We start from the raw sequence: 24425 nt of genomic DNA on the forward strand, positions 1-24425 counted from the left end.
AAAAATAAGTTTCTCTTTTTATTCTTCATTAAGTAACGAGGTATTAAACCATAAAAGCTCTTCATCTTACTTCTCCACCATAGTAAGTGAACTTACGGCTTCTTCCCCTTCATATGCAACTCCATCCTTTAAAACTATAATTCTATCTGCTGTTTTTGCTATTTCTGGATCATGAGTTATCATAACTAAGGTTTGGTTATATTTCTTTATTGATTTGGCTAAAAGTTCTAATACTTCCTGCGTGTTCTTACTATCTAGATTTCCTGTAGGCTCATCTGCAAATATTATCTTTGGCTTTGACATTAATGCTCTTGCTATTGCTACCCTTTGTTGCTGCCCTCCTGATATTTCATTTGGTAAATGCTTTTTCCTATCCTCAAGACCTAACACTTGTATAATTTCTTCAAAATATGCCTCATCTATTTTTTGCTTGTCCATTATTAATGGAAGCTTTATATTTTCCTCAACTGTTAAAATAGGTATTAAATTGAAAAATTGAAATATGAATCCTATATTCTGCCTTCTGAATTTAGCTAATTCCTTCTCATTCATTGCATATATATCATTGCCAGCTATATATACCTTGCCACTTGATGGAGTATCAAGTCCTGCCATTAAATGCAAAAGGGTACTTTTTCCTGAACCACTTGATCCTATAATAGATACAAATTCCCCTTGTTCTATATTCAAATTTGTGGACTTTAACGCCTCTACCCTAGTTTCTTTAACTAATCCATAGGTCTTTATTAACTTTGATGTTTCTAATAAACTCATTTTGATTTCCTCCTATAACTATAAATTTAAAATTTAGAAGGCTTTATAGTTTATAAGGTTACTATTTTTGCATTTCTATTTCAAAATGCTATATATGAAATGAATTATTTGATGTGATGTTTAAATTATATTCTACACTATTATATTTATAACCATATATTGAATTAATTGTTATTTTATATTATGTTACATCTTATACAAAGTAATTGCAATAGATTTTCTTCTTTAATTTAAGATTTTATCTTCTCTAATATATTCTTTATAATATAATAACTACACTATAATATCTTAGTAAACTTCTAATGTTTTACTATAATGTTATAAAAATACGCAAAGTATATTTAATGCGCTATCCATGATTTTAAATAAAAATCTCAACACAAATTAATATTTAAATTTGTATTGAGACCTTTTATTTCCTTATTCTACTGCTTTGACTCCTTCAACTATACTTTCATCTAAAACACTCTTGCAAGCATTTAAACTAGCAAATAAACATACTAAAGCCATAACAATAAAAATACTTAGAATTGTTCCTATTGGTAAAGACCATACCATTCCTGAAATAAATACTCTTTTAGTTAATTGGAAGAATACATAGGTACTCAAGGTTCCTAATGGTATTGATATTATTGCTGCATATATACAATAATAAAAGGTTTCCTTAACTACCATAGCTTTAACTTCATCTTTACTCATGCCTATTGCTCTTAACATGGATATTTCCTTTTTCCTAGAAGATATATTCATGTACATTATATTTATTATATTAAAAATGCTGATAACTACTAGTATAGCTATAAAACTATATAGTAGCGTAGAAATTCTAGCTGAAGCCTTTTTGATTCCTTCTTCTACCTTTTGTTTATCTATAATTCTATAATTTCTCTTGTCAAACTCATTATTTATCTCTTTTAGTACTTCATCATGATATTCATCATCCCCTAAATAAACTTCCACACTACAAATCGATCCTTTACCATAATTTTCTTCAAAGATATTGTAACTCATAATTACTCTTGTTGTTGCCATCTCATCTACTATATATTTTTGAGGGTCTAAAATAGCAGCAATCTCATACTCCACCGGCTCTACCCTACCCTTAGGTTGATTTTTTTCTACGTTGCTATTTTTAAGTTCCTCCATTACCTCCTTTCTTGGTGAAATTACTATTTTATCTCCAAGAGCATATTTAGATACATCATTGTTATTTAAATTCTGAACTAACACTATCTTATTAGTCTTATTAAGTTCCTCTAAATCAATTTTTCCTTCTAATACAAAGGGTTTGAGTTGATTTATCATATCATCACTATATCCACAATGTTCATAGCTTAAAGCATATCCATTCTCTGTCCCTTCATTCTTAATCCCCATTTCTAAATTACGCTTTTCTATTAGCCTTTTACCTTCCATTGTTATTCTATCCTCTGGAACTTTTATAATAGTACTATAGATAGACTCAACTCCATATGCATTATCTACACCATTAAGTTTACCTATCTTATTTATGCTTTCTTCCTTAATCCCATTTCCTGATTCACTTATAATAAAAGTAGGCTTTTTTATATTTTTATCCTTACTCATAGGATTAACACAACTTACTATATAATTAATCATCATAAACATAATTATGGTTATACTTAAAGAAATTACTGTATTTATAAATTTACCTTTCGTCCTTTTTATATTTTTAGATGCCATATCATTATAAAACTTCTTTGAATTCTTAATATTTGATGTATCCTTTGCATTTTTTATATTTCCACTGTTTTTGTAATTCATAGTCTCTATTACTGATCTTTTATTCAATTTAACATTACATATTAGTACTCCACAAATCATAGGAAGAAAAGAAAAAATTATGCTCACTAATACTATTGATAAAGTAATATTCAATCCATTAAATTTGTAAGTGTCTTTGAATGAATACCAACTAAGAACTTCATTGAAGCCTGCACCTAAAAATATACCTATAGAAATAAATATTACTCCTATTAATATTGCCTCTCCTAAAAGCAGAAAACTTATTTGCTTTTTATCTGCCCCTATAGCTTCAAGCATTCCTAATTCCTTCATTCTTAAAGCTACAGTTGCACTAAACATATTATAAATTAATATACTTGATACAAGTGTCATTATTACACTTCCAATATATTTAGTAGTATTTAATTGTTTTACTTTTTGCATAATAGAGTTTTTTTCAGAATTATAACCGCTATTTTTTATAGATTCACTTATATGGGCAATTAACTTATTATATGTGGTAAGTATATCTTCTCCATTTTTCACCTTATAATATTTAATAATAGTTGATTGATTCTGTATATTATTTTCTTCTGCAAAGTCCTTAGAAACAAATGCTTCAGCTCCAAATTCATTTAACTTAAACTCAGTATTATTCTCTACAATTCCTACTAATTTATATTCTTCATCAAAATACACTGGTTCTTTATTCTCATCCCCAATATATAGTTTTAACTTTACAGTATCTCCTACGGATAAATTTTCACCAAAATAAGGTAATACCCATTTTTCAAAAACTATTTCTTTATTATCTTTAGGATATCGTCCCTCTAATAATTTAATATTGAAAAACTCTTCTACATTATCGTCATATCCCTCAACCTTAAGCTCATATCTTATATTCTCTTTTAAGTCCATAAAATTAGTTTTCCCAAAGTATAAAACTTCTGTTTCAGACTCTATAAGTTCACTATTACCTATTTCATCTAGTGAATTTCTATCCTGCTCTTTAATAACTGCCCTTAAATCATATTTAATTAAACTTTTATTTTCATTTCTTGTTACTGTATCCTCCATAGCTTCATTAAAACATATATTAAAGGATGTCATTATCAAAACCGAAAACATTATACTTAGTCCTAAAAATAAGTTTCTCTTTTTATTCTTCATTAAGTAACGAGGTATTAAACCATAAAAGCTCTTCATCTTACTTCTCCACCATAGTAAGTGAACTTAAGGCTTCTTCCCCTTCATATGCTACTCCATCCTTTAAGACTATAATTCTATCTGCTGTTTTTGCTATTTCTGGATCATGTGTTATCATAACTAAGGTTTGCTTATATTTCTTTATTGATTTTGCTAAAAGTTCTAATACTTCCTGCGTGTTTTTACTATCTAGATTTCCTGTAGGCTCATCTGCAAATATTATCTTTGGCTTTGACATTAACGCCCTTGCTATTGCGACTCTTTGTTGTTGTCCTCCTGATATTTCATTTGGTAAATGCTTTTTCCTATCCTGAAGCCCTAATACTTGTATAATTTCTTCAAAATATGCTTCATCTATTTTTTGTTTGTCCATTATTAATGGAAGTTTTATATTTTCCTCAACTGTTAAAATGGGTATTAAATTGAAAAATTGAAATATGAATCCTATGTTTTGCCTTCTGAATTTAGCTAATTCCTTCTCATTCATTGTATATATATCATTGCCAGCTATATATACCTTTCCACTTGATGGAGTATCAAGTCCTGCCATTAAATGCAATAAGGTACTTTTTCCTGAACCACTAGCCCCTATAATAGATACAAATTCCCCTTGTTCTATATGCAAATTTGTGGACTTTAACGCCTCTACCCTAGTTTCCTTAACTAATCCATAGGTCTTTATTAACTTTGATGTTTCTAATAAACTCATTTTGATTTCCTCCTATAACTATAAATTTTAAATTTAGAAGGTTTTATAGTTTATAAGGTTTCTTACTTTTTAATTTCTATTTCAAAATGCTATATATGAAATGAATTATTTGATGTGATGTTTAAATTATATTCTACATAAATAATGTTATACCTAAACTATAACATTATTTACAATTTTTATAACTATATCTTACTCCTTATATAAATTAATTACAATATTTACTTTAGGTATTTTATATAAAATTTATAATCTTCAATATAACTCCTAAATCAAATTAACATAGTAGTCTAGTATTGGCTTATGTACACACTAATAATTGAAAAATCACTCTTGAAAAATAAGTAAATTTAACTTTATTAACTCTAAAAAGGAGATAGTTTATTTTTAACTATCTCCTTTAATATAAATTTATGCATTTTGATCCTTAGAATCTATCCAAGAATTATACAGTATTCCTACAGTCATTATTACAGCTCCCAAAATTTTGCCTGTTGCTATTTCACCCATCATAATAAAATCTATTAGTATTCCTGCAACGATTTGCCCAATAAATAATAATAGCGTGCTATAAACAACCGGAATTTTAGGTATAACTATATTAGAAGAGTATACGATTGACACTCCTATAACTCCACCCAAAAACATATAAAATGGAATACTTTTCAACTCACTAAAGCCAATCTTCATTCCACTACCTACAACTAATAATACTAATACCGAAAATGTTAAACCAACTATGTAATTTATTAAAGTGCTTTGTAAAACACCTATCCTTTTACCAAGAGAAGAGTTTATAACCATAGATAAAGTAGTTAAGACTCCACCTATTATTGCTAAAATAATCATCATTTTCATCTTCCTCCTAAACTACAGTCATTACAACTAATCCTATTGCTATTATTATAAATCCAATTATTTTTTTAGGATTAAATTTATACTTTTTCATTCCAAAGAATCCATAATGGTCTATTAAAGATGAAAATATTAATTGTCCAAAAACCGCTAAGGAAGTTGTTAATGAAACACCTATTTTACCAATAGTCATTAAGTTAACTAGAGTTAAAGCTACTCCAACAGCTCCCCCTGAGAATAAGTATAAAGGAATGTTTTTATCTAATTTTACCTTTTGTCTTTTTATTAACATTAATAAGCTTATAGTTATCAAGCCCATTATATGTATAATTATAAGCGAATTAATTGCTCCAATATTACTTTCCAACATTCCATTGAAAGTAATCATAATAGAAATTAATGCACCTATTATTAAAGCTAATATACTATTCATTTTTATTTCCTCCAAGTAAATTAATAATTGCAACCTTATCTTATCAAATATACTCTTTTACTTCTAGGACATTTGTCCTATAATTAAATTATACTTTTCCAAATATTAAATGTAAAATGCTATTACTAATAGGAGGTCTTAGTGATATATTTATATATTTTAATAACATATATGACTAAAAATACTTTATGAAAAAAATAATTAATGAGAAGTTAAAAAATAATTATATAGATAAATATTCTTTAAGAGAATATCTTAATTTAAATTTAATTGAAAGTTGTGAGCTACATATATTTGATAAAAATGAATTAATATCAACTATAAATGAAGAAATGCACTATATGTATTTTTTAGTTCATGGAAAAGCCAAGGTGTATACTTTATTGTCTACAGGTAAGTCTCTTCTTATATGTTTTAATAAACCCTTATCCATAATTGGAGATATCGAATTCATGGATAATAATCTTGCAGACTGCAATGTACTTACCTTGGAAGAATCTATATGTTTAGCACTACCAATAGATAAAATTAAAGAATTTGCTTATGAAGATCAAAATTTCTTAAAATTTATTATAACTTCATTACATAAAAAACTTAGAAATAATTCTACCTATAGTGCTATTAACATGTTATATCCTTTGGAAAATAGATTTGCTAGTTATATTTTATCTATACTGCCTTCTACCTCCTTAGATTCTTTAATTATAGAAATTGAAGGTGTAACTCATATTTCCGAATTATTAGGTTCAAGCTACAGGCACTTAAATAGAGTGATAAAAACTCTAAGTGATAAAAACATATTAAAAAAAGAAAAAAATATAATAAGGATTCTAAACCTCGAAGATTTAAAATCCTTAGCTAATGATCTTTATAAATAAAGTAAAGCTATACCATTAAAATACAAACTAACAATATATTGTTCTTTAATAAAAATAATATATTGTTAGTAATTTTTAATGTTATAACTTTATAAAAGATTATTTTTATTTGTTTTTATATATGATTAAGCCTAATTACTTTTCTTCATATAACTTTAAAGCCATATCAGAATATTCATTAGCATAATCATGCCATATCTTTAAGTAGTCACCTACATCCTCACCTAGGCTTTCTTTATATAAAGCCCAAACAAACCAGTAATATGCACTTATAGATACATAAGCTAAGTAATGGCGTCTTTCTTCTAAAGTTAATTCTCTACCAAAATAAATTTTCAATATTTCTATTGCTTCTTCAACACTATAATCAGAACAGCAAATAAAAGTTCCAATATCACTTGCTGGGTCTGCACCACCTGAATACTCCCAATCTATAAGATACATCTCTTTTCCATTTGTTAAGAAGTTAGGATCATAGCAATCATTATGACATAATCTCTTTGGAACATTATCCTTTTCTGTTAAATCATATACTTTACTTATTTTTTCACATATATCATATGTATCATCAAAGTGAGGCATAGACTCACTTTTACTTGCTAAATCTAATAATTTTCCGCCTTCTTTGAATATGTTAAATTCCCACTTTGTAGGAACACATGCATCATGTAGCTTCTTAACTAATTTCATAGCTTTTTTAACATCATCTTGATTTCTATAATCGAAATCTACGCAGTTATCTATGAACTTAGATACTTTCCAGCCTTCCTGTGCATTCATATATATAAATGTATCATCTAACTCTAATTCCTTAGCAACCTTTTGTGAAAATGCTTCACTTTCTCTATTAATTATTTCTTCTGTTCCTACACCAGGATTACGATATACATATTTATTTCCTTTAACTTCAAATATAAAGGATGAATTCGTTAGTCCCTTTTTAATTAAAACTATTTTTTCAACATCTTTTTCTTCGCATTTTAAAACAGAACATATATTTTTTATGATTTTAGATCTTGAATCCTTTACGTAAGATTTATCAAAAGCTCTTAAATCATCTAAATAATCAAATTCTAAAATATCTTCTTTATTGTATTTATTAATATACATAGGAAGTTCACTTAAATGGTTAATATAGATATCTTCCCAAAGCATTTTATCTACACCAGGCTCATTATATTCCTTAACTAATATATCTACAAACTTCTTTGAGAACTCCTTAGAAAAATACACATGTCCAAGCATTACCCATGAATCATGACCACCTACAGCAACCTCTGTAATTAATCCATCTTTATCGCATGTCAAACAATACTCTTCAGTTTCACCTTCATCATATACAGATGCATAGTAACTTGAATATACATAGTCTTCAAATACATTTTTAGTAAAATAGTTATCTGATGAACATATGTATGAGTTATTTAATTTTTCTTTTACTAAATAAAGTGTTGAATTATTATTTCTCTTATTGTATTCATCATTTACTACTATTTCAACATTAAATTTATCTTTTAAATAGTAAAACTTTTCTTTCATATATCCTACAACTATAGTTATATTATCAATTCCAGCTTCTTTTAACTGTCTTATCTGTCTTTCAATTAAAACTTCACCTTTAACTTCTAAAAGCCCCTTTGGACTTTCAAAGGATAATGGTGCAAAACGAGAAGATAAGCCCGCTGCCATTATTATTGCATTATCAACTTTATATTTGCTTAATTCACTTTTCCCCTCTTCTGTAACTTTAAACTCTTCTACAAAAGACTGCTTTCTTAAACTTATAATTCCTTCCTTTACTTCCTCTAATGAAAGGCTGCTTTTCTCTAATATTTCAGCCTCACAGTTTATAGAATTCTTATATAATAAACATAGTATTTCAAATTCACTTTTAGACATCATAGTTACTCCTCCATGTCATCCCTTAACTTTTTTAATTTTAGCTTAATCCAAATCCTTAATTTTACAGTTCATATTATGAACATTACTTGTATAATAATATATTTTATTATTTTTTTCAATAAGATACAAAAAAAATCATAATTTTTTTATGTTTCTACTACCTTTAAATCCACTCTTATGCAAATTACTTTTATATAAATTCTTTTAAACTTCATTACTGACTGTAGTATAGTGAATCCATTTTCCTTTCCAAAGTCTCGGTAATGTAACTAATGCTTTGAAGAACTCATCACTTGATAGAATTAAATATACAAGTACAGGGTTTAACTTTAGAACAAAGGCACAAAGAGTTCCTAAGCCTATTTTTAAAAACCATAAAGTTATTACATCATTAATCGCACAGAAAATCGTATCACCGCCACCTCTTAACACTCCTGCCAATGTAACAATTGTGATAGATTGAAAGAATAATAAAAATGCTGATACATACATCATATCTTTTATTAACTTAGCCGTTTCCTGTGAAGCATTAATGAATGATGGTGCTATTGGTCTAATAAGCATAGTTAAGCATACAATTACTGCACCTATTAATATACTTATCTTTACTAATAACTTAGAAAACTTTAGTACTTCCTTTTCACTTTCTTTGCCTTTACCAATTAAGTTTCCTATTATAATAGATGATCCAGCTCCTATGCCTATAATGGCAATACTTACTAACTGTTGAAATACATTTATAAAACTATTAGCGGCAATTACATTTGCTCCTAAATGACCAATAATAGCTGCTTGCACTGATATTCCCAGTCCCCAATTTATCTCACTAAAAAGTACTGGTAAACTGTACCTCGTAATCTTTTTCCAGTACATAGATGTTTTGTGAAATAAATCTTTTAATGTATATCCCAAATTTTTTTCAAAATTATACATATAAATTAACACTAAGAGACTTTCAAAAATCCTACTTATTAGAGTTGCTAAAGCTGCTCCTCTAATTTCTAATCTCGGTGCTCCAAAGTGTCCAAAAATTAAGATATAATTTAAAATCACATTTAAAACAAAGGACATACCATATATATACATAGAAGTTTTAACATCTTCAATACTTCTAAGCCCCATTAAATATACTCCTGTAAAAGCAGAAAAAACATAAGACAATCCTACTATTTTTATATATTCTGCTCCATAATTAATTACCATAGCCTCATTAGTAAATATTGATAGTACCTTATTCGGAAATGAAATAACTAAAATAGCTACTAACGCACCAGCTACCACACCAATTCTCATGATAAGTCCCATTATAGCCCTAATAGAATCCTTATCCCCATTTCCCCAATATTGAGCATTAAGTACCATGGAACCAGAAGCTAGTCCAAATATTAGTGTTGTAAAAATAAAATATGGTTGATTGGCTTGTGAAATTCCAGCAAGCTGTAATTCGTTAATATTACCAATCATTAAAGTATCTGTTACACTTACTCCAACATTAATAAGATTTTGTAATGCAATTGGAATTGCAATTAAAAACAGTTTTTTCATTAATTCCCTTTGGCTCTTTTCCATGTTCATCTCCCATCCCCAGTTTAATTTTTTACTTATACAAATTAAGTATACTATAATAAATAAATCTTTGTAATATAGATAAAATATATAAACAGGAGAAAACCATGGTTTTCTCCTGTTTTATATATTTATATATATTCTATATTATCTTTAAACCTCAAATCCTGTTTCTATTATACAATGCTTTATACTTTCTTCATTAGCTTCATCATTAAATATAACTTCTACGCCTTTTATATAAGTAGTTTTATCTGTTATCTACCTTTTCTGGGTACATATCATGATTAGCAAGTCTATTAAAAGCTACTTCTTCCCACTTTCTACCTGGCTTTCCATAGTTACAATATGGATCAATTTATATTCCTCCTCTTGGAGTAAATTCACTAAATATCTACGCTTCCCTTTTATGTATATTTAAATATATTCCTGTTAAAATTGCACCTAACCCTATTACTATAAAGCCTATATTATCCTCAACTCCTGTTTGAGGTAGTGGTTCCTTTGGTGTCTCTGGCTCTACTGGTGGTTCTGGTTTTTGAGGTTCTACTGGTGGTTGTGGCTCTATTGGTGGTATTGGTACTCCAAAATCCTCTGATTTAAATAGCATCACTATATCTTGAGTATCCTCATTTGTATAGTATTCCTTAGCTTCATACACTAGCTTTCCTCTATTTGATTTTTGACTGCTACTATAAATCTCTTTAATTGCTCTCAATAACTTGTCACTTCCACCTCTAAATCTATTTACATCATAGCCTTCTATAACACTCCATATTGCAACTTGAGTAGCAAAATATGCGTCCTTTTCAGAATCTAAATTTAATTCCTGTGCAGATTTATTAGGATATCCTGCAATTAATATATTTCTAATTGCTTCACTGCAATCGCCCTTTAACCTAAACTCCTGTCCATGAGGGTAATCCTTATCAATTTCTAAGCAATATCCTATACCTATATTTGATACTATTTTATTAGCACTGATAGAAAAGTCATCATAATATAACTTTCCCATACTTTGATGTTGAATATCTACAATTAATTTATCAGGTATTTTGCTCTCTGCATATGTTTTTATACTACCTGTTAAAGTTATAGCCAATACCATAAAAACTAAAATAAAATAGGTTCCTATTCGCTTTAATTTATTCATATAAATACACTCTCCAAATATAATTTTACTTTAGTATTAGTTTGGAAATAAAGTTTTATACATATAAATTCTTATTATACATAGTTTCTACAAAAGCATTCCCCCTAAATATAACTATATTTTCTAAATAAATTTTCGTAAAACAAAAAAATATCTTCTATAGAAATCATTCTATAGAAGATATTTTTCTTTATATATAAATTGCTATACTATCCTTAAATCATATAAATAACTTGACCTTAAATAAGATATTGTAAAAATACTGTTGCAAGTCCTAAGAAGAAAAAGAATCCTAAAACATCAGTAACTGTAGTTACAAAAACCGCTGATGCTAAAGCTGGATCTACTTTCAATTTCTTTAATATTACTGGAACTATGAAACCTGACATAGTTGCAACAAGCATATTTAATATCATTGCAACACCAATAACTATTCCAAATATAACATTTGATTCCCATATGTATCCTAAAACTGCAATAATAGCACCAATTACTATACCCGTAGTTAATCCTACTAATAATTCCTTTAAAAATACTCTTTTTGCATTTTCACCTGTTAGCTCGCCAAGTGCTATACCACGAACAACTATAGTAAGTGATTGAGTTCCTGCATTTCCTCCCATTCCAGCTACTATAGGCATAAATGTAGCCAAGGTAACTACTTGACTTATTGTTCCTTCAAATATTCCTACAACAGATGCTGCTAAAATTGCTGTTACCAAGTTTACTATTAACCATGGCAATCTACTTTTTATAGAGTCTTTAAGGGAACCATTAACCTTTTCTTCCTCATCTAGTCCTCCAAGACGGTGAATATCCTCTGTAGTTTCTTCTTGCATTATATCTACAATGTCATCTATAGTTATAATACCTAATATTATATTATCCTCATCTACAACAGGCATTGTTAAAAATCCATACTTAGTGAATTTTTGAGCAACTTCTTCTTGGTCCATATCATACGGTACAGAAATTACATTTTCATGAGTAATATCAGCTATCTTAGTACTAAACTTACTACTTACTATATCTCTTAAGGAAACTACACCCTTTAAAATCTCATTATCATCCACAACATAAATATAATAAGCTGTTTCTGCTTCTGGAGCTTCCTTTTGAAGATATTTTAAAGTTTCCTCAATAGTCTGATTTTCACTTATAGCTAAGAACTCCTTAGCCATAATACCACCTGCTGTGTCAGGCTTGTATGTTAAGAGCTGACGTACGTCCTCTCTATCTTCCGCATTCATGTTCTTTAAAATATTTTTAGACTCTTCCTCGTCTAAGGCTCCAACAAGGTCAGTTAATTCGTCAGAAGACATTTCTTCTAAAATCTTCTTTTGCTTAGCCTCTGAAAACTTTTTTAAAATTTCATACTTCTCTTCATCTTTTTCTTCATCTACTATATCTGCAATAAGCCAATCTGGTAACTTTTTTAGAACCTCTAAAAACTCCTCTTGGTTATCATGAAGCAAATCTAATATATCTACTGGATGCAAATCCTCTACTAATTTGCTTACCTCTTCATCAGTTCCATTTAATATTCTTTCTAATAATTCATTTCTTTCTAAATCTAAACTCACATTAAATCCTCCTTTAAATCAGAGGATGAAGTACTTACTGAGTGAATAAACTTCATCTTCTTCTGCATTTATCTTTTTTGCATTTGTAAAACAACTCTGTTCGTCAGATTCCATTTATATCACCCCCTATATCCCTTCAATACTTCTATGAAATAAAAAAGACTTTAAGCCTATGCTAAAAGTCTAAAAATTCATTCCACTATTTATAATATACTCATATCTTTTATAAGTCAATAAAACGTATAACATAATTAATTAACGGTAATCTGAGAAATTTAACATATTAAAAATAGCCCTTTATTTTATAAATGAATATGATAAAATAACGCTTTTAAATGCACCTAATCTTACATTCATAAAAGAATTGATAGCATATATAAATAATTTAAACAAAGTTCCTTACTGCACTTGCTATTTCATCAGCTTTTAGATCATCTATTTTATAATAGTCTCCTTTTAAAGCTTCACTTATTTCTTTTGCTAATTCTAATTTAACAAAGCTTTGTTCACAATCTATCACTATACTTTGAATATTTTTTTCTCCTATTTCCTTGGCAATCTTCAATGTTTCCTCTAGTGGCTCCTTAGAATTTCCATGATAATTAACTCTTCCATCAGAAACTAAAACCATTACAGGTACTATATCTTTATCTTTCTTTTCACAGGCTTTAAATACTTCATAAGCCTTTTGTATTCCATAACCTAATGGAGTTTTTCCACCAGTAGGCATAGATTTCAGTTGTTTTTGAGCTAACTCTACACTTCTAGTTACATTTAATAAGACCTCTGCTTTATCTTTTCTAAAAGCTATCATTCCTACTTTATCTCTTTTTTCATATGCATCTGTTAATAAGGACATAATAGCACCTTTTACAGCTGTCATTCTTTTATTAGCTCCCATAGAACTACTAGCATCTACTACAAATAAAATAGTAGCACCCGTTCTCTTTTCTCTTACCTTTTCTTTTATATCACTTTTTTTAATAACTATGGCAGTATTAGCATTATGTTTTCTAAATTTTTGATGTACTGCAGCTGACCTTATGGTTGCATCAAAAGCTAAATCTACTACCTTATCTTTGCTTTGTTTATATTTTATATATCTGCCCTGTGATGTATTACTTTTAGTCTTAGTTCTTTTTCCACTGCCTTCTCTTTTTTTATTATCTTTTATTTTAATATTTAAGTTTTTAACCTTAAATACCTTGCCTATATCAAAAATATCTTCTTTTAAATTTCCATCTAAGTTACTACTATCCTCGTGATTTTCTTCTTCTTTTTCATTATTAGCTTCAGGTTGATTTTCATTTTCCTCATTTTCTAATTGGGACTTCTCTTCTTCCTGTTGCTCATCTCCTTGCGCATCTTCACTTAAACTATTCTCATCCTCTTCAGATCCCTTTTCTTCTTTCTCTGAATTATTTTCTTCCAATTCTTCCTCAGAGTCTTTTTCATCCTTTTTCTCATTATTTTGTTTCGATGCTTCCTTAATTCTATGAGGTAATGCTAATTCAGCTGCTTCTTTCAAATCTTCTGAGTTTACATAGTTTCTATTATCTAAAGCAGCAATAGCCTTCGCTGTTTCTATAAGTACAAGTTCTCCTCTATGACCATCACAATTGGCACTATTAGCAAGTTGAGCTGCTAAATTAATAGCTTGCTCTTTTACTTGAACTTTTTTCATTAATTCCTTAGCTCTATTAATTTCACTTCTTAATATTTCCTCTTCATCATCCCATAATCTCTCATATTCAATAGGATTTTTTTCATAGGCTAACCTTCTTTTTACTATTTCTACTCTTTCTAAAGCCTTATTACATCCTTTAACTTCTACATATAGTCCAAATCTATCAAGAAATTGAGCTCTTAAAGCTCCCTCTTCTGGATTCATAGTTCCAACTAAGATAAATTGGCAATCATGTTCCTCTGATAGACCTTCTCTTTCTATTTTATTCACTCCTGAAGCTCCTAAAATACAATTTACTATATGCTCACTCAAAAGATTTACTTCATCTACATAAAGAATGTTATTGTTAGCTCTTTTTAAAATTCCACCTTCTAATTCCTTGATTCCTTTACTTATGGCACTTTCAATATTTATACCACCTATAAGCCTATCTTCTGTTACATTCAGAGGTAAATCTATAACTTTTATATCAGCTACTATTTTCTCAATGCCCCTTACTGCTGTAGACTTAGCCGTTCCCTTTTCTCCAAAAATCAGAACTCCACCAATCTTAGGATTTACTATATTTAAAATTAAAGCTCTTTTTAGTTTTTCTTGACCAATAATTGCTACAAAAGGAAATACACTATTTTTTTTCATATTCCCTCTCTCCTATTCTTCGATAATCCTTTTTACTAATTCAAAGTCAAAGCTATTTTCTTCAAATGGTCTTTTTCTCATTCTATGAGGTAATACTAATTCACTAGCCTCCATAAGCTCCTCTTTTGTAACCTTCTCTTTTCCATTAAATGCAGCTATAGTAATTGCTGTTTTTATCATACTTATATCTGCTCTATGACCATCAACTTGTAATTCTATACAAAGTTTAGCTATTTTAAATAGTAGCTCCTCATCTATTTCCACCCTAGGAAGCAATTCCTTTGCATTTATTATTTTATTTCTCAACTCTTCCTGAGCTTTTTCTTGTTTCTCTATAAATTTGTCACTATCCTTTTCAAATTCTAATCTTCCTTTTATAACTTCAACTCTTTTCTCTGCATTTTTTTCTCCTACCACATCTACAACTAAACCAAATCTATCTAAAAGTTGAGGTCTTAAATCTCCTTCTTCTGGATTCATTGTTCCAATTAAAACAAAACGTGATGGGTGAGAATATGAAATTCCTTCTCTTTCAATGGTATTAACTCCCATAGCTGCTGAATCTAATAGTATGTCCACAACACTATCATCCAAAAGGTTTACTTCATCCACATATAATATATTTCTATTTGCTTGTGCTAATATTCCTTTTTCAAATTTCTTTTCACCATTCTTTATGGCATATTCTATATCTAAAGTACCAACTACCCTATCTTCTGTTGCACTTACTGGTAAATCAATGACTTTCATTTTTCCTTTTGTAACATGAAGTTCTTGATTTTTATCCATTTTCTCTCTACACTCACTGCAGAAATTTCCTTTATCCTTAGGGGCGCATGCAAAAACACATTCCTTGACCTCTTCTCTTTCAGGTAATAATTCTGCTAAGGCTCTAACTGCTGTTGATTTAGCAGTTCCTTTTTCACCCTTTATAAGAACTCCACCTAACTCAGGATTAATTATATTTAATATCAAGGCTTTTTTCATCCTCTCTTGACCTACAATAGCTGTAAATGGATAAACATTTTTTCTCTTCATACTCTATAACTCTCCTTTTCCCTTAGCAACTCTTTTCCACTATTGAAAAACATGCCTTTCTTAAGGCACATTCTTCCTTAGATATAACCCCTTCAACATTGTTAATTATCCCTCTAGAAGGACATATCTTTCTGCATCTATCATAATACTCACACTGCTTACATTCTTCGAATTCTATATCTTTTAAAGCTCTGAGTTCATATGATCCTTCTATATTACCTAAAAAATATTCTTTTTTTCCAACTAAAGAACTGCATAAATACATATCTCCATTAGGTATAACGACGGCTGCTTGTCCTTTAGATGCATAGCAGTAATTACAAGATACATAAGAAGTTTTAATTCTTCTTTTAGCATCTTCCACTTCTCTTATAAAAACTTTTTTTCCTGTTAATTTTTCTAACTCTATACTTCTTTCATACGCCTCATTTATTGCCTTATAAACTTCCTTAGGTGTAGTTCTAAGGGTTGTATCTTCACTTCTTAACAAATCTAGTCCTATACCATTAACATTTTCTAGATAATAAGCTAAATCTACAAGTGAACTCAATTCCTTAACATTACTTTTAGTAATTACGGCATTTACATTAATTAATATATTTTCTTCTCTTAAATTCTCTATTCCCTTAATAACCTTTGCACTACATCCTCTATTTAAATCGTTTATTCTTGGTTTTCCATCAAAACTTATTCCAATGCCAACCTTTAATTTTTTAAGTTCTTTAGCTATTTCTTCATTGATTAAAGTACCATTACTTTGTATATTTATTTTCACTTTTTTATTATTTTTATTTATATAAGTACAAATCTCTTTAACTAATTTAAAATTAATTAAAGGTTCTCCCCCTGCAAGTATTAATGTTCCTTCATCCTCTAAAATATCAATAGCTTTTTTAGCTATACTAAAGCTCATATCTTCCTTTCCTAAGTTATCTTTTGCATAGCAGTAAGAACAATTTAAATTACATTTATTAGTACACCATAAAACTAAATATTTTATTTTTCTACCCTTTGAATTATTCAAATCTATTAAAACACTCCTATAGTTTTTGTGGAGATTCTTTAGTTATCCTCTAATTCTCCCTCTGTATTCATATAAACTTTTCTAAGCTCTTTTAATCTTTTATCAGTGGTATTCCACATACCTCTTTGATTGGCTTCTAGCAATCTTTCACTCATATTATGCATAGCCCACTTATTAACCTCATTAATCCATTCTCTTCTTTCCTTGTTAAGCACATAAGCATCACAGATTTTATCGTACATCCAATCTTCTACTACCTCTGATGTGGCATCCCAACCAAAAGCAATATCCACCATGGCTGAAATTTCTTGAGCCCCCTTATATCCATGCTCTTTTAATCCATTGAACCACTTTGGATTGAGGATTCTGGATCTCATAATAAAGGCTGTTTGTTCATTTATATCCTTTAACTTAGTATCTGAAGGATCACTGGCATCTCCACAGTATGCCTTAGCATACTCTCCCTTAGCCATTTTAACAGCTGCTATTGCTCCTCCATGATAATTATAATAATCATCACTTTCTAACATATCAATTTCCTTAGAAGACTCATTTTTTACTGTAACATCTGTTTTGGAAAGTCTAGTTATAAAAGTATTTTCTAGCTTCTTTCCATGAAGCTTTTTACTATAAGCATGAGCACTCCAATTAACATAGGAATTTCCTAAGTCATCATTATCTTTCCACTGTTTACTCTCTATTAATTGGGAAATACCTGCTCCATAAGTTCCAGGAGGACATCCAAAAACTCTTAATCCTGATATTTCTGTAGCTTCCTCAAGTGAAATACCTTCCTCTATAAGCTCTTTTATTTCTTCATTTATATTTTTCTTTATAAAGTTCATTTCCTCTGGCTCATCTAATTGACTTACTAAAGTAACAGCTTCTTCTATAAGTTCTATTAAATTAGGAAAGGTATCTCTAAACAATCCACTTATTCTAAGTGTTACATCTATTCTTGGTCTCTTTAACTCCTCAAGAGGAATCACCTCTAAACCTATTACCCTATCAGTTCCTTCTAACCATATAGGTTTAACTCCCATTAAGTTTAAAATCTCCGCAATATCATCCCCATTAGTTTTCATAGTTTCACCAGAATAAACTATAATCATTATTTGATTTGGATATTTGCCCTCATCCTTCAAATATCTAGTAACTAGATCACTAGCTAAGGAACTTCCAACAATATAACTACTTCTTGAGGGAACACAATTAGGATCTATGGAATAAAAGTTTCTACCACTTGGTAATATATCTATATTACCTCTAGTAGGACATCCAGATTTACCCGGAATTACAAATTCTCCTCGAGCTCCCTTGCAGAAATTTATAAGTTCCTCCTCAGTTGCATATAATTTTTTCAGCATAACATTACTTATATATTTCATAAGCTTTTTTATAGATTTTTGTGAATCTATGTTACACTCATTGATGAAATTATTTAAAACTCCCTTATGATTACTTAAGGTTAAATTTAAACATTCATCTATAATACATAAATCAAAATCCTTTAAGGAGAAATTATTTATTATTTCTAAAGCTAATTTTGTTATATCATCAAGTATCATATAATTAGTAATTGCATTAAAATTTATTTCAGTTCCATTATCCTTCATGTAGTTAAAATCTAAATTAAAAATCTCAGCTACAGCCCTTCCTATTGAAGGTATATTTTCACTATCAATTCTTAATAAAGCAAAAATTAAATTGTTTAATCTCTCTTCCTTAGGACATTGACCAAATATGTGAAGTCCATCCTTTATTAAATTTCCTTTTAGCTCCTCTATATAAGCATGAATTTTATTCATAAACTCCGAGAAGTTTTCTTCCATATACTTCTTATCAATCTTTAAATCTAAGTCATATTTATTTTTTATACAAAGCTCTATTATACTTTCTTTAATAATTGGCATTTTACCATTATCCATAATGACAGCTTGATAATATTGTTTTATTAAATCATCTAATTCTGATATATCATCATATCCCTCACTTAAAGTCATAGAAGCTATCAAATGTGATAGTATTACTCCATTAGATCTTCTTTTAACTTGAATTCCTTCTCCTGTTATATTTATACTGTAAGGATACAAGTGTGGCAAATCATCTATCATAATATCTGGGTAACACTCATTACTTAATCCCACTTCTTTTCCTGGTAACCACTCTAAGGTACCATGAGTTCCTATATGTGCAATTACATGAGCCCCAAAGTCTTCTTTTATCCATTTATAAAAACCATAATATTGGTGTGGAGGAACTAAATCTGTACTATGATAAGCTTCCTCTGCTTTTTCTATAAAACCTCTGGAAGGCTGTAATCCAATAAATACATTTCCATTAAGAATACCAGGTATAGGCATTTTCTCATCAAATACTAAAAACTCTCCTGGTGCCTTTCCCCAATCTCTTTTCATCTCATTTTGAACCTTAGATGAAAGAGTTTTAAACCAACTCTCATATTTATTTTTGTCTATAATATCAATTGATTTTTCTAAAGCTTGTTCAGCTGTAAGCCATCTTTTATCATTAGATACACCTTCTATAATTCTATAAATTATTTCATCACCATTTTTAAAGTCATAATCTAGTTTTACTCCTTCTTTTTTAAGGTCATTAACTATATTAAAAACTGTAGCTGGAGTATCAAGTCCAAAAGCACATCCAATCATATCGTTTCTTGGAGGCATGTTATGAAAAATTATAGCTACTTTTCTTTCCTCTGGCTTACTTCTTTTTAGTCTTATCCAATTTTCAGCTAATCTAACTACCTTATTAATTCTTTCTACTATAGGCTTGTACACAATCCTATCACCACAATCATCACTTTCATACTCTGCATAACTAGTAGTAACACTTATTATTTGTCCATCAAACTCTGGATAATAAACATTACTCGTAAGTGACATTGCATCTATTCCTTGCACACTATCCTTCCAAGTTTCATAGCTTTGATATGTAGTCATAGCTTGAATTACTGGAATATCAAGTTGTTCAAATATACTTTTATCAACAACGCTATTTCCATCACCTGGAGTAGATAATATACTAGTTGACATTCCCATAAAGTTAATAATAACCTCTGGAAGTAACCTTTCTTTGAAGGTAAACAGATTTTCAAAGCTCCATTGTATACCCTTTGCCCCTATGGATTCATCTTTACTTGTATGAGTAAATACAGCTAGTACATTTACTCCTTGTTTTTCAATTTCCTCTATTGCACAATCCACATGTTTCAAATTGTTTTTATGCATAAAGTTTCCATAAAAAAGTACACCTATTACTAGTTTATTTTCTTCATATATTCTATTTAAAAATTGCTTTTCTTCTTCCTTACTTAATATCTGTTTCTTATAATATATTCCTTCCCACTGTGGGAATACTAATTTTCCATATTCTATATCTACACTTCCTAATTTATTAGCAGCAAATTTTATAAGATTCTCTATATTTTCTTCCCCATTATTTAAGAAATATCTTAACATTCCATTGAAAATGACCTCTGGCATGTTAGATTTTCTCATAAGTTCTTTAGCCTCATCTTCCATACCTGAGTGCATAAAAAAGTACTTACTTTCACCAAAAATATTCATCATCTCAGTGAAGTTTTTGAATTTATTCACTCCTCCATGAGCAAAATAACAAACTAAATTACTACTTTCTATTTCATTAAAAGCCTCTTCTAATACCTCTTCATCCTTATCCATATAATAAGTTGAAAAACTTCTAAAGCTAAATAGATTCCCATATTCATCTTTAAGTTTTTTGCTTACTTTATTTATTATGTAATTTGAATCATACATTGTAGTTAAAAAAACTATTTTAAACATACTCTTCACATCCCACTATAAAAGATATTTTTGTAATATACATTTCTATAATTTCATTAATAAGCTCTTCTTTACTTTGCTTAATATTTTTTATATAACCATGTGAAGTATTAATTTCGCCTTCTTTTTTCCCTAATCTATTTAAAATATTATTACATTCTTTTATAACATCCTCACTTTTAAGCATATCCCAATCAAATTGATCTATTAAATGTGCATAAATTGAAGATAAAGTTATAACCTCTGAATTTTTATCTATCTTATGAAGATTATGCATAAATTCTACTGTTGTAAGCTCTTCTTTTCCCATTGATTTTAAATGCCCTTCATAAAGACCTTTATATTTTTTAATTATATCTATTTCATTAACTCCAAATCTTTTCATTCTTTTTAATAAGCTATATTGATACTCTGGACATACCTTTGTTTGAAGATATAAAGCTTCCTTAACTGCTTTTTTTACTACTCTTCCTACATATTCACCTAACTTAGAATGCTTACCTGCATTAGTTAAATGAACTTTTGATTCACTATTACTTACAATTATAGTTCCATCTGTTCCTGAACCTGTAGCTAATCCTCTTGAATAATTACTTCCAAGCATTAACTCTTGAATTGCAGCAGTTTTAGCTTCTGTACAAGTCACTAATACCCTAGCCATAGTAGGTGCCGGTAAATCTGCATCAATAATTAATATAATATTTATAGTTCCTTCCTTTACCTGTATAGCTTTACCTTGCTTTTCATGATAAGATGCCTTATCTCCAACTCTTCCACCATTAACTTCAATTCCACCTGTAACTAAAGCTGTAACTGTAAAATCATCATAACTTTCACTTTGTATAGATAAATTCTCCATTTGAGCGGCTGTAGAAATACCTGCGCAAATACTTGGATCTAATTCTATTTCCCTAGCTATTATTTTCATATGCTCTTCATAAGTAGGAGCCTTCATAGTGCATGCCATTCCTGCTCCTGGCTTAGAATCATAATTAAATACACATTGTAAGTTTTCTTGGTAACCACCATTAAAAGGGGATGTGCTTAAAACTCCCCTTTTTCCCTTAAACTGTACAACTACACTTTTACTATATCTATGTACTTCATCACCTGTAGATAATTTATATATCCTCACCATAATCACTCCTATACTTACATATCTTTTTTAGTTATTTCTTTAATAATTTGAGAAATATCACGCTTGTATATTATTTGCTTATTTAAATCCTTGAAAATTTCTTTTCCTTCTTCTATGTTTCTTAAAGAAAATACCTTTTTACCTTTACTTAAAGCTATTTTTACAAGCTCTACATTTTTTATATTTAATTCTCCTACTGGAAAACCAGAATCTATAAGAACTTCGGACTCATATAAATCCTCTAAAGCCTTATTAAATATATTGGTAGTTATACTTTCAAAAGCTTTCATAGTAGTCATCTTGATTCCTATGGTTCTACCTATTTCATAATCTATATCATTCTCATGCAATACACCTGAACATATTCCTATTTCTTTTTTAGTAAGGGCTCTATATATAGGAGTTCCCATTCCATTGCCTCCCACTACAAAAACTCTTTTTTTAATTAAATTGCTTAATTCAACAGAACCTAAAAGGTTATTGAAGTTATTTTCATTAAGTCCATAAAGACCATTTATAATATTTTCATCCACAGTATCCTCTGGTTCTCCATAAGCTAAAACCTTATTGTTTTTTATAAGCATGACTTTATCACAACTTTTTAAAGCTATATCAATTTCATGCAAAGAAAGTATAACCGCTATATCTTTCTTCTTACTTAAGGTTTTTAAAATATCCATAAGTTCTAATCTATGTTTTATATCTAAATGTGTGGTAGGTTCATCTAAAATAATTATTTCTGGCTCTTGTACTAAGGCTCTTGCAACAAGTACCTTTTGTTTTTCACCATCACTAAGCTCATCAAAATATCGTTCTGCTAAATATCTAGCATTTACGATTTCTAAAGCACTGAAAATCTTATTTGTATCATCCTCTGTAAGTTTTCCAAAGAATCCTGTGTGAGGATGTCTACCCATGGCAACAATATCATATACGGTCATTAAACTGCCTGAAAATCTATTGGTTAAAACTAAAGCTAACTTCTTAGCTAATTCCTTTTTATTAATTTTATCTATATCTTGTCCCTTTAAAAACACCTTACCACCCATAGGTTTTAGTAATCCTGATAAAGTTCTTAAAGTTGTTGTTTTTCCTGCACCATTTGCTCCTAAAAGGCATAGAACTTCCCCTCTATTAACTTGAATATTTACATTATCAACAACTATTTTCTTTCCATAGCCTACATTTAAGTTTTCTGTATTTAACATAATCATATTGAAGTTTTCCTCCTCAATATAAGAGTAATAACTATAGGTGCACCTATAAATGCTGTTATTGAGCTTATAGGTAATTCCATTGGTGATAAAATTGTTCTTGAAATCAAATCACAAAGTGAAGAAACTATTCCACCTAAAAGTATGGTTCCTGGTACAAGTATCTTATTATCTGAGGTTCTAAATACCAATCTAGAAATCTGTGGTACTGCAAGTCCAATAAATCCAATAGGGCCAGCAAAAGCAGTTACTCCTGCTGCTAATAAACTTGCTATAGTAACAATTGAAACTCTAAAGAACTTTATATTAACACCCATGCTCTTAGCATATTCTTCTCCTAATAAAAAGGCATTAAGTGGTTTAACTAAAAATAAGCTTAAAATTAAAGTTGGAATTGCTATTATGCACAAAACTCTTACCTGTTCCCAAGTGAAGCCTGAATAGCTTCCCATAGTCCATATAGTGAATCCTTGGATTTTTTCTTTATCTGCAAAAACTGTCAAGATATTAGTAACTCCGCTACATATATATCCTGTCATAAGCCCAATAACTAGTAATGTAACAACGCTTTTTACTTTTCTAGCGAATATAATTACTATTACCATTACTATAAGAGATCCACAAAATGCAGCTAAAAACATAGTTAAAGCCGATATACTTTTAAAGCCTAAAGAAAATCCTCCTAACATTATAAGAGCAACAGCTAATGTTGATCCTGATGATATACCTAGTACATATGGCTCAACAATAGGATTCTTAAAAAAGATTTGTAATAAAAGGCCTGCTGTAGCTAAAGCACATCCACCTAATACAGCTGCAAGAGCTCTTGGAAATCTAATATTCCAAATTATAGTGCTATAAGTATTATCAATATTATTTTTATTAAATAATATCTCTACCACTTCTTTAATTCCTATTTTCACAGAACCAAATCCTATGCAAAATAAAAACGCCACTACTAAAGTTATTATTAATAATATAAATGTAATCCTAACTCTAAGTTTTGATTTCTTTATAAAATCCATTTATTTAACTCCCAATTCATAATAT

General features: G+C 29.2%; 17 protein-coding genes and 1 pseudogene. 1 reads left to right on the forward strand and 17 read right to left on the reverse strand.

All coding sequences use genetic code 11. From position 1 onward, the window contains the following. Positions 1–66 precede the first annotated feature (66 nt). The 5 genes from BUA48_RS12640 to BUA48_RS12660 form a co-directional block, all read right to left on the reverse strand. Positions 67–774 (reverse strand): ABC transporter ATP-binding protein, encoded by a 708-nt coding sequence (locus BUA48_RS12640; protein ID WP_072832434.1) that lies wholly within the window; start codon positions 772–774, stop codon positions 67–69. A 420-nt stretch (positions 775–1194) separates the two neighbouring features. Then, complete coding sequence (locus BUA48_RS12645; RefSeq protein WP_072832435.1) at positions 1195–3726, reverse strand: ABC transporter permease; 2532 nt, start codon at positions 3724–3726, stop codon at positions 1195–1197. A gap of 1 nt (position 3727) precedes the next feature. Further along, positions 3728–4435: an ABC transporter ATP-binding protein gene (locus BUA48_RS12650; protein WP_072832436.1), complete on the reverse strand. Its 708-nt coding sequence runs from the start codon at positions 4433–4435 to the stop codon at positions 3728–3730. Positions 4436–4846: 411 nt separating this feature from the next. Continuing rightward, the gene (locus BUA48_RS12655) at positions 4847–5287 is read right to left on the reverse strand and encodes a DMT family transporter (protein WP_072832437.1); all 441 of its coding nucleotides are present in this window, start codon (positions 5285–5287) and stop codon (positions 4847–4849) included. A gap of 13 nt (positions 5288–5300) precedes the next feature. After that, on the reverse strand, positions 5301–5723 hold the full coding sequence (locus BUA48_RS12660) for a DMT family transporter (RefSeq protein WP_072832438.1): 423 nt from the start codon (positions 5721–5723) through the stop codon (positions 5301–5303). Positions 5724–5911: 188 nt separating this feature from the next. Between BUA48_RS12660 and BUA48_RS12665 the strand changes: the two genes are divergently transcribed. Further along, positions 5912–6601, forward strand: a complete 690-nt coding sequence (locus BUA48_RS12665; RefSeq protein WP_072832439.1) for a cyclic nucleotide-binding domain-containing protein — start codon at positions 5912–5914, stop codon at positions 6599–6601. 135 nt (positions 6602–6736) lie between these two features. Here BUA48_RS12665 and BUA48_RS12670 read toward each other — a convergent pair whose 3' ends face one another. The 12 genes and pseudogenes from BUA48_RS12670 to BUA48_RS12725 form a co-directional block, all read right to left on the reverse strand. Further along, positions 6737–8503 (reverse strand): NTP transferase domain-containing protein, encoded by a 1767-nt coding sequence (locus BUA48_RS12670; RefSeq protein WP_072832440.1) that lies wholly within the window; start codon positions 8501–8503, stop codon positions 6737–6739. A 204-nt stretch (positions 8504–8707) separates the two neighbouring features. Further along, positions 8708–10072, reverse strand: a complete 1365-nt coding sequence (locus tag BUA48_RS12675) for an MATE family efflux transporter (RefSeq protein ID WP_072832441.1) — start codon at positions 10070–10072, stop codon at positions 8708–8710. A 247-nt stretch (positions 10073–10319) separates the two neighbouring features. Next, positions 10320–10463, reverse strand: a pseudogene (locus tag BUA48_RS15850) (preQ(1) synthase); the annotation flags it as partial. After that, positions 10464–11222, reverse strand: a complete 759-nt coding sequence (locus BUA48_RS12685; protein ID WP_072832442.1) for a Cys-Gln thioester bond-forming surface protein — start codon at positions 11220–11222, stop codon at positions 10464–10466. Between the two features lie 239 nt (positions 11223–11461). Beyond that, on the reverse strand, positions 11462–12805 hold the full coding sequence (gene mgtE / locus BUA48_RS12690) for a magnesium transporter (protein WP_072832443.1): 1344 nt from the start codon (positions 12803–12805) through the stop codon (positions 11462–11464). Positions 12806–13190: 385 nt separating this feature from the next. Then, on the reverse strand, positions 13191–15131 hold the full coding sequence (locus BUA48_RS12695; protein ID WP_072832444.1) for a magnesium chelatase subunit D family protein: 1941 nt from the start codon (positions 15129–15131) through the stop codon (positions 13191–13193). A 12-nt stretch (positions 15132–15143) separates the two neighbouring features. Beyond that, positions 15144–16169 (reverse strand): magnesium chelatase ATPase subunit I, encoded by a 1026-nt coding sequence (locus BUA48_RS12700; RefSeq protein ID WP_072832445.1) that lies wholly within the window; start codon positions 16167–16169, stop codon positions 15144–15146. A 22-nt stretch (positions 16170–16191) separates the two neighbouring features. After that, complete coding sequence (locus BUA48_RS12705; RefSeq protein ID WP_072832446.1) at positions 16192–17193, reverse strand: radical SAM/SPASM domain-containing protein; 1002 nt, start codon at positions 17191–17193, stop codon at positions 16192–16194. 38 nt (positions 17194–17231) lie between these two features. Beyond that, positions 17232–21023, reverse strand: a complete 3792-nt coding sequence (gene cobN / locus BUA48_RS12710) for a cobaltochelatase subunit CobN (protein WP_072832447.1) — start codon at positions 21021–21023, stop codon at positions 17232–17234. Next, entirely contained in the window at positions 21016–22158 is a 1143-nt protein-coding gene (locus BUA48_RS12715) for an adenosylcobinamide amidohydrolase (protein ID WP_084666326.1), read from the reverse strand. Before BUA48_RS12715 ends, cobN begins: the two co-directional genes overlap by 8 nt. 17 nt (positions 22159–22175) lie before the next feature. Continuing rightward, a complete protein-coding gene (locus BUA48_RS12720) occupies positions 22176–23375 on the reverse strand; it encodes an ABC transporter ATP-binding protein (RefSeq protein ID WP_242944351.1) in 1200 nt (399 codons plus the stop codon). Further along, positions 23372–24400 (reverse strand): FecCD family ABC transporter permease, encoded by a 1029-nt coding sequence (locus BUA48_RS12725; protein ID WP_072832449.1) that lies wholly within the window; start codon positions 24398–24400, stop codon positions 23372–23374. The genes BUA48_RS12720 and BUA48_RS12725 overlap by 4 nt, the downstream gene beginning before the upstream one ends. Positions 24401–24425: the final 25 nt, after the last annotated feature.

The organism is Clostridium collagenovorans DSM 3089 (assembly GCF_900130005.1).
Classification (GTDB): Bacteria; Bacillota; Clostridia; order Clostridiales; family Clostridiaceae; genus Clostridium_D; species Clostridium_D collagenovorans.

What these genes read in the sequence shown, in the direction of transcription:
- BUA48_RS12725 (WP_072832449.1), bottom strand. Translation starts at nt 24,400, where the DNA reads ATGGATTTTATAAAGAAATCAAAACTTAGAGTTAGGATTACATTTATA.
- BUA48_RS12670 (WP_072832440.1), bottom strand. Translation starts at nt 8,503, where the DNA reads ATGATGTCTAAAAGTGAATTTGAAATACTATGTTTATTATATAAGAAT.
- BUA48_RS12720 (WP_242944351.1), bottom strand. Translation starts at nt 23,375, where the DNA reads ATGATTATGTTAAATACAGAAAACTTAAATGTAGGCTATGGAAAGAAA.
- BUA48_RS12645 (WP_072832435.1), bottom strand. Translation starts at nt 3,726, where the DNA reads ATGAAGAGCTTTTATGGTTTAATACCTCGTTACTTAATGAAGAATAAA.
- BUA48_RS12665 (WP_072832439.1), top strand. Translation starts at nt 5,912, where the DNA reads ATGAAAAAAATAATTAATGAGAAGTTAAAAAATAATTATATAGATAAA.
- BUA48_RS12685 (WP_072832442.1), bottom strand. Translation starts at nt 11,222, where the DNA reads ATGAATAAATTAAAGCGAATAGGAACCTATTTTATTTTAGTTTTTATG.
- cobN (WP_072832447.1), bottom strand. Translation starts at nt 21,023, where the DNA reads ATGTTTAAAATAGTTTTTTTAACTACAATGTATGATTCAAATTACATA.
- BUA48_RS12695 (WP_072832444.1), bottom strand. Translation starts at nt 15,131, where the DNA reads ATGAAAAAAAATAGTGTATTTCCTTTTGTAGCAATTATTGGTCAAGAA.
- BUA48_RS12655 (WP_072832437.1), bottom strand. Translation starts at nt 5,287, where the DNA reads ATGATGATTATTTTAGCAATAATAGGTGGAGTCTTAACTACTTTATCT.
- BUA48_RS12650 (WP_072832436.1), bottom strand. Translation starts at nt 4,435, where the DNA reads ATGAGTTTATTAGAAACATCAAAGTTAATAAAGACCTATGGATTAGTT.
- BUA48_RS12675 (WP_072832441.1), bottom strand. Translation starts at nt 10,072, where the DNA reads ATGGAAAAGAGCCAAAGGGAATTAATGAAAAAACTGTTTTTAATTGCA.
- BUA48_RS12640 (WP_072832434.1), bottom strand. Translation starts at nt 774, where the DNA reads ATGAGTTTATTAGAAACATCAAAGTTAATAAAGACCTATGGATTAGTT.
- BUA48_RS12660 (WP_072832438.1), bottom strand. Translation starts at nt 5,723, where the DNA reads ATGAATAGTATATTAGCTTTAATAATAGGTGCATTAATTTCTATTATG.
- BUA48_RS12700 (WP_072832445.1), bottom strand. Translation starts at nt 16,169, where the DNA reads ATGAAGAGAAAAAATGTTTATCCATTTACAGCTATTGTAGGTCAAGAG.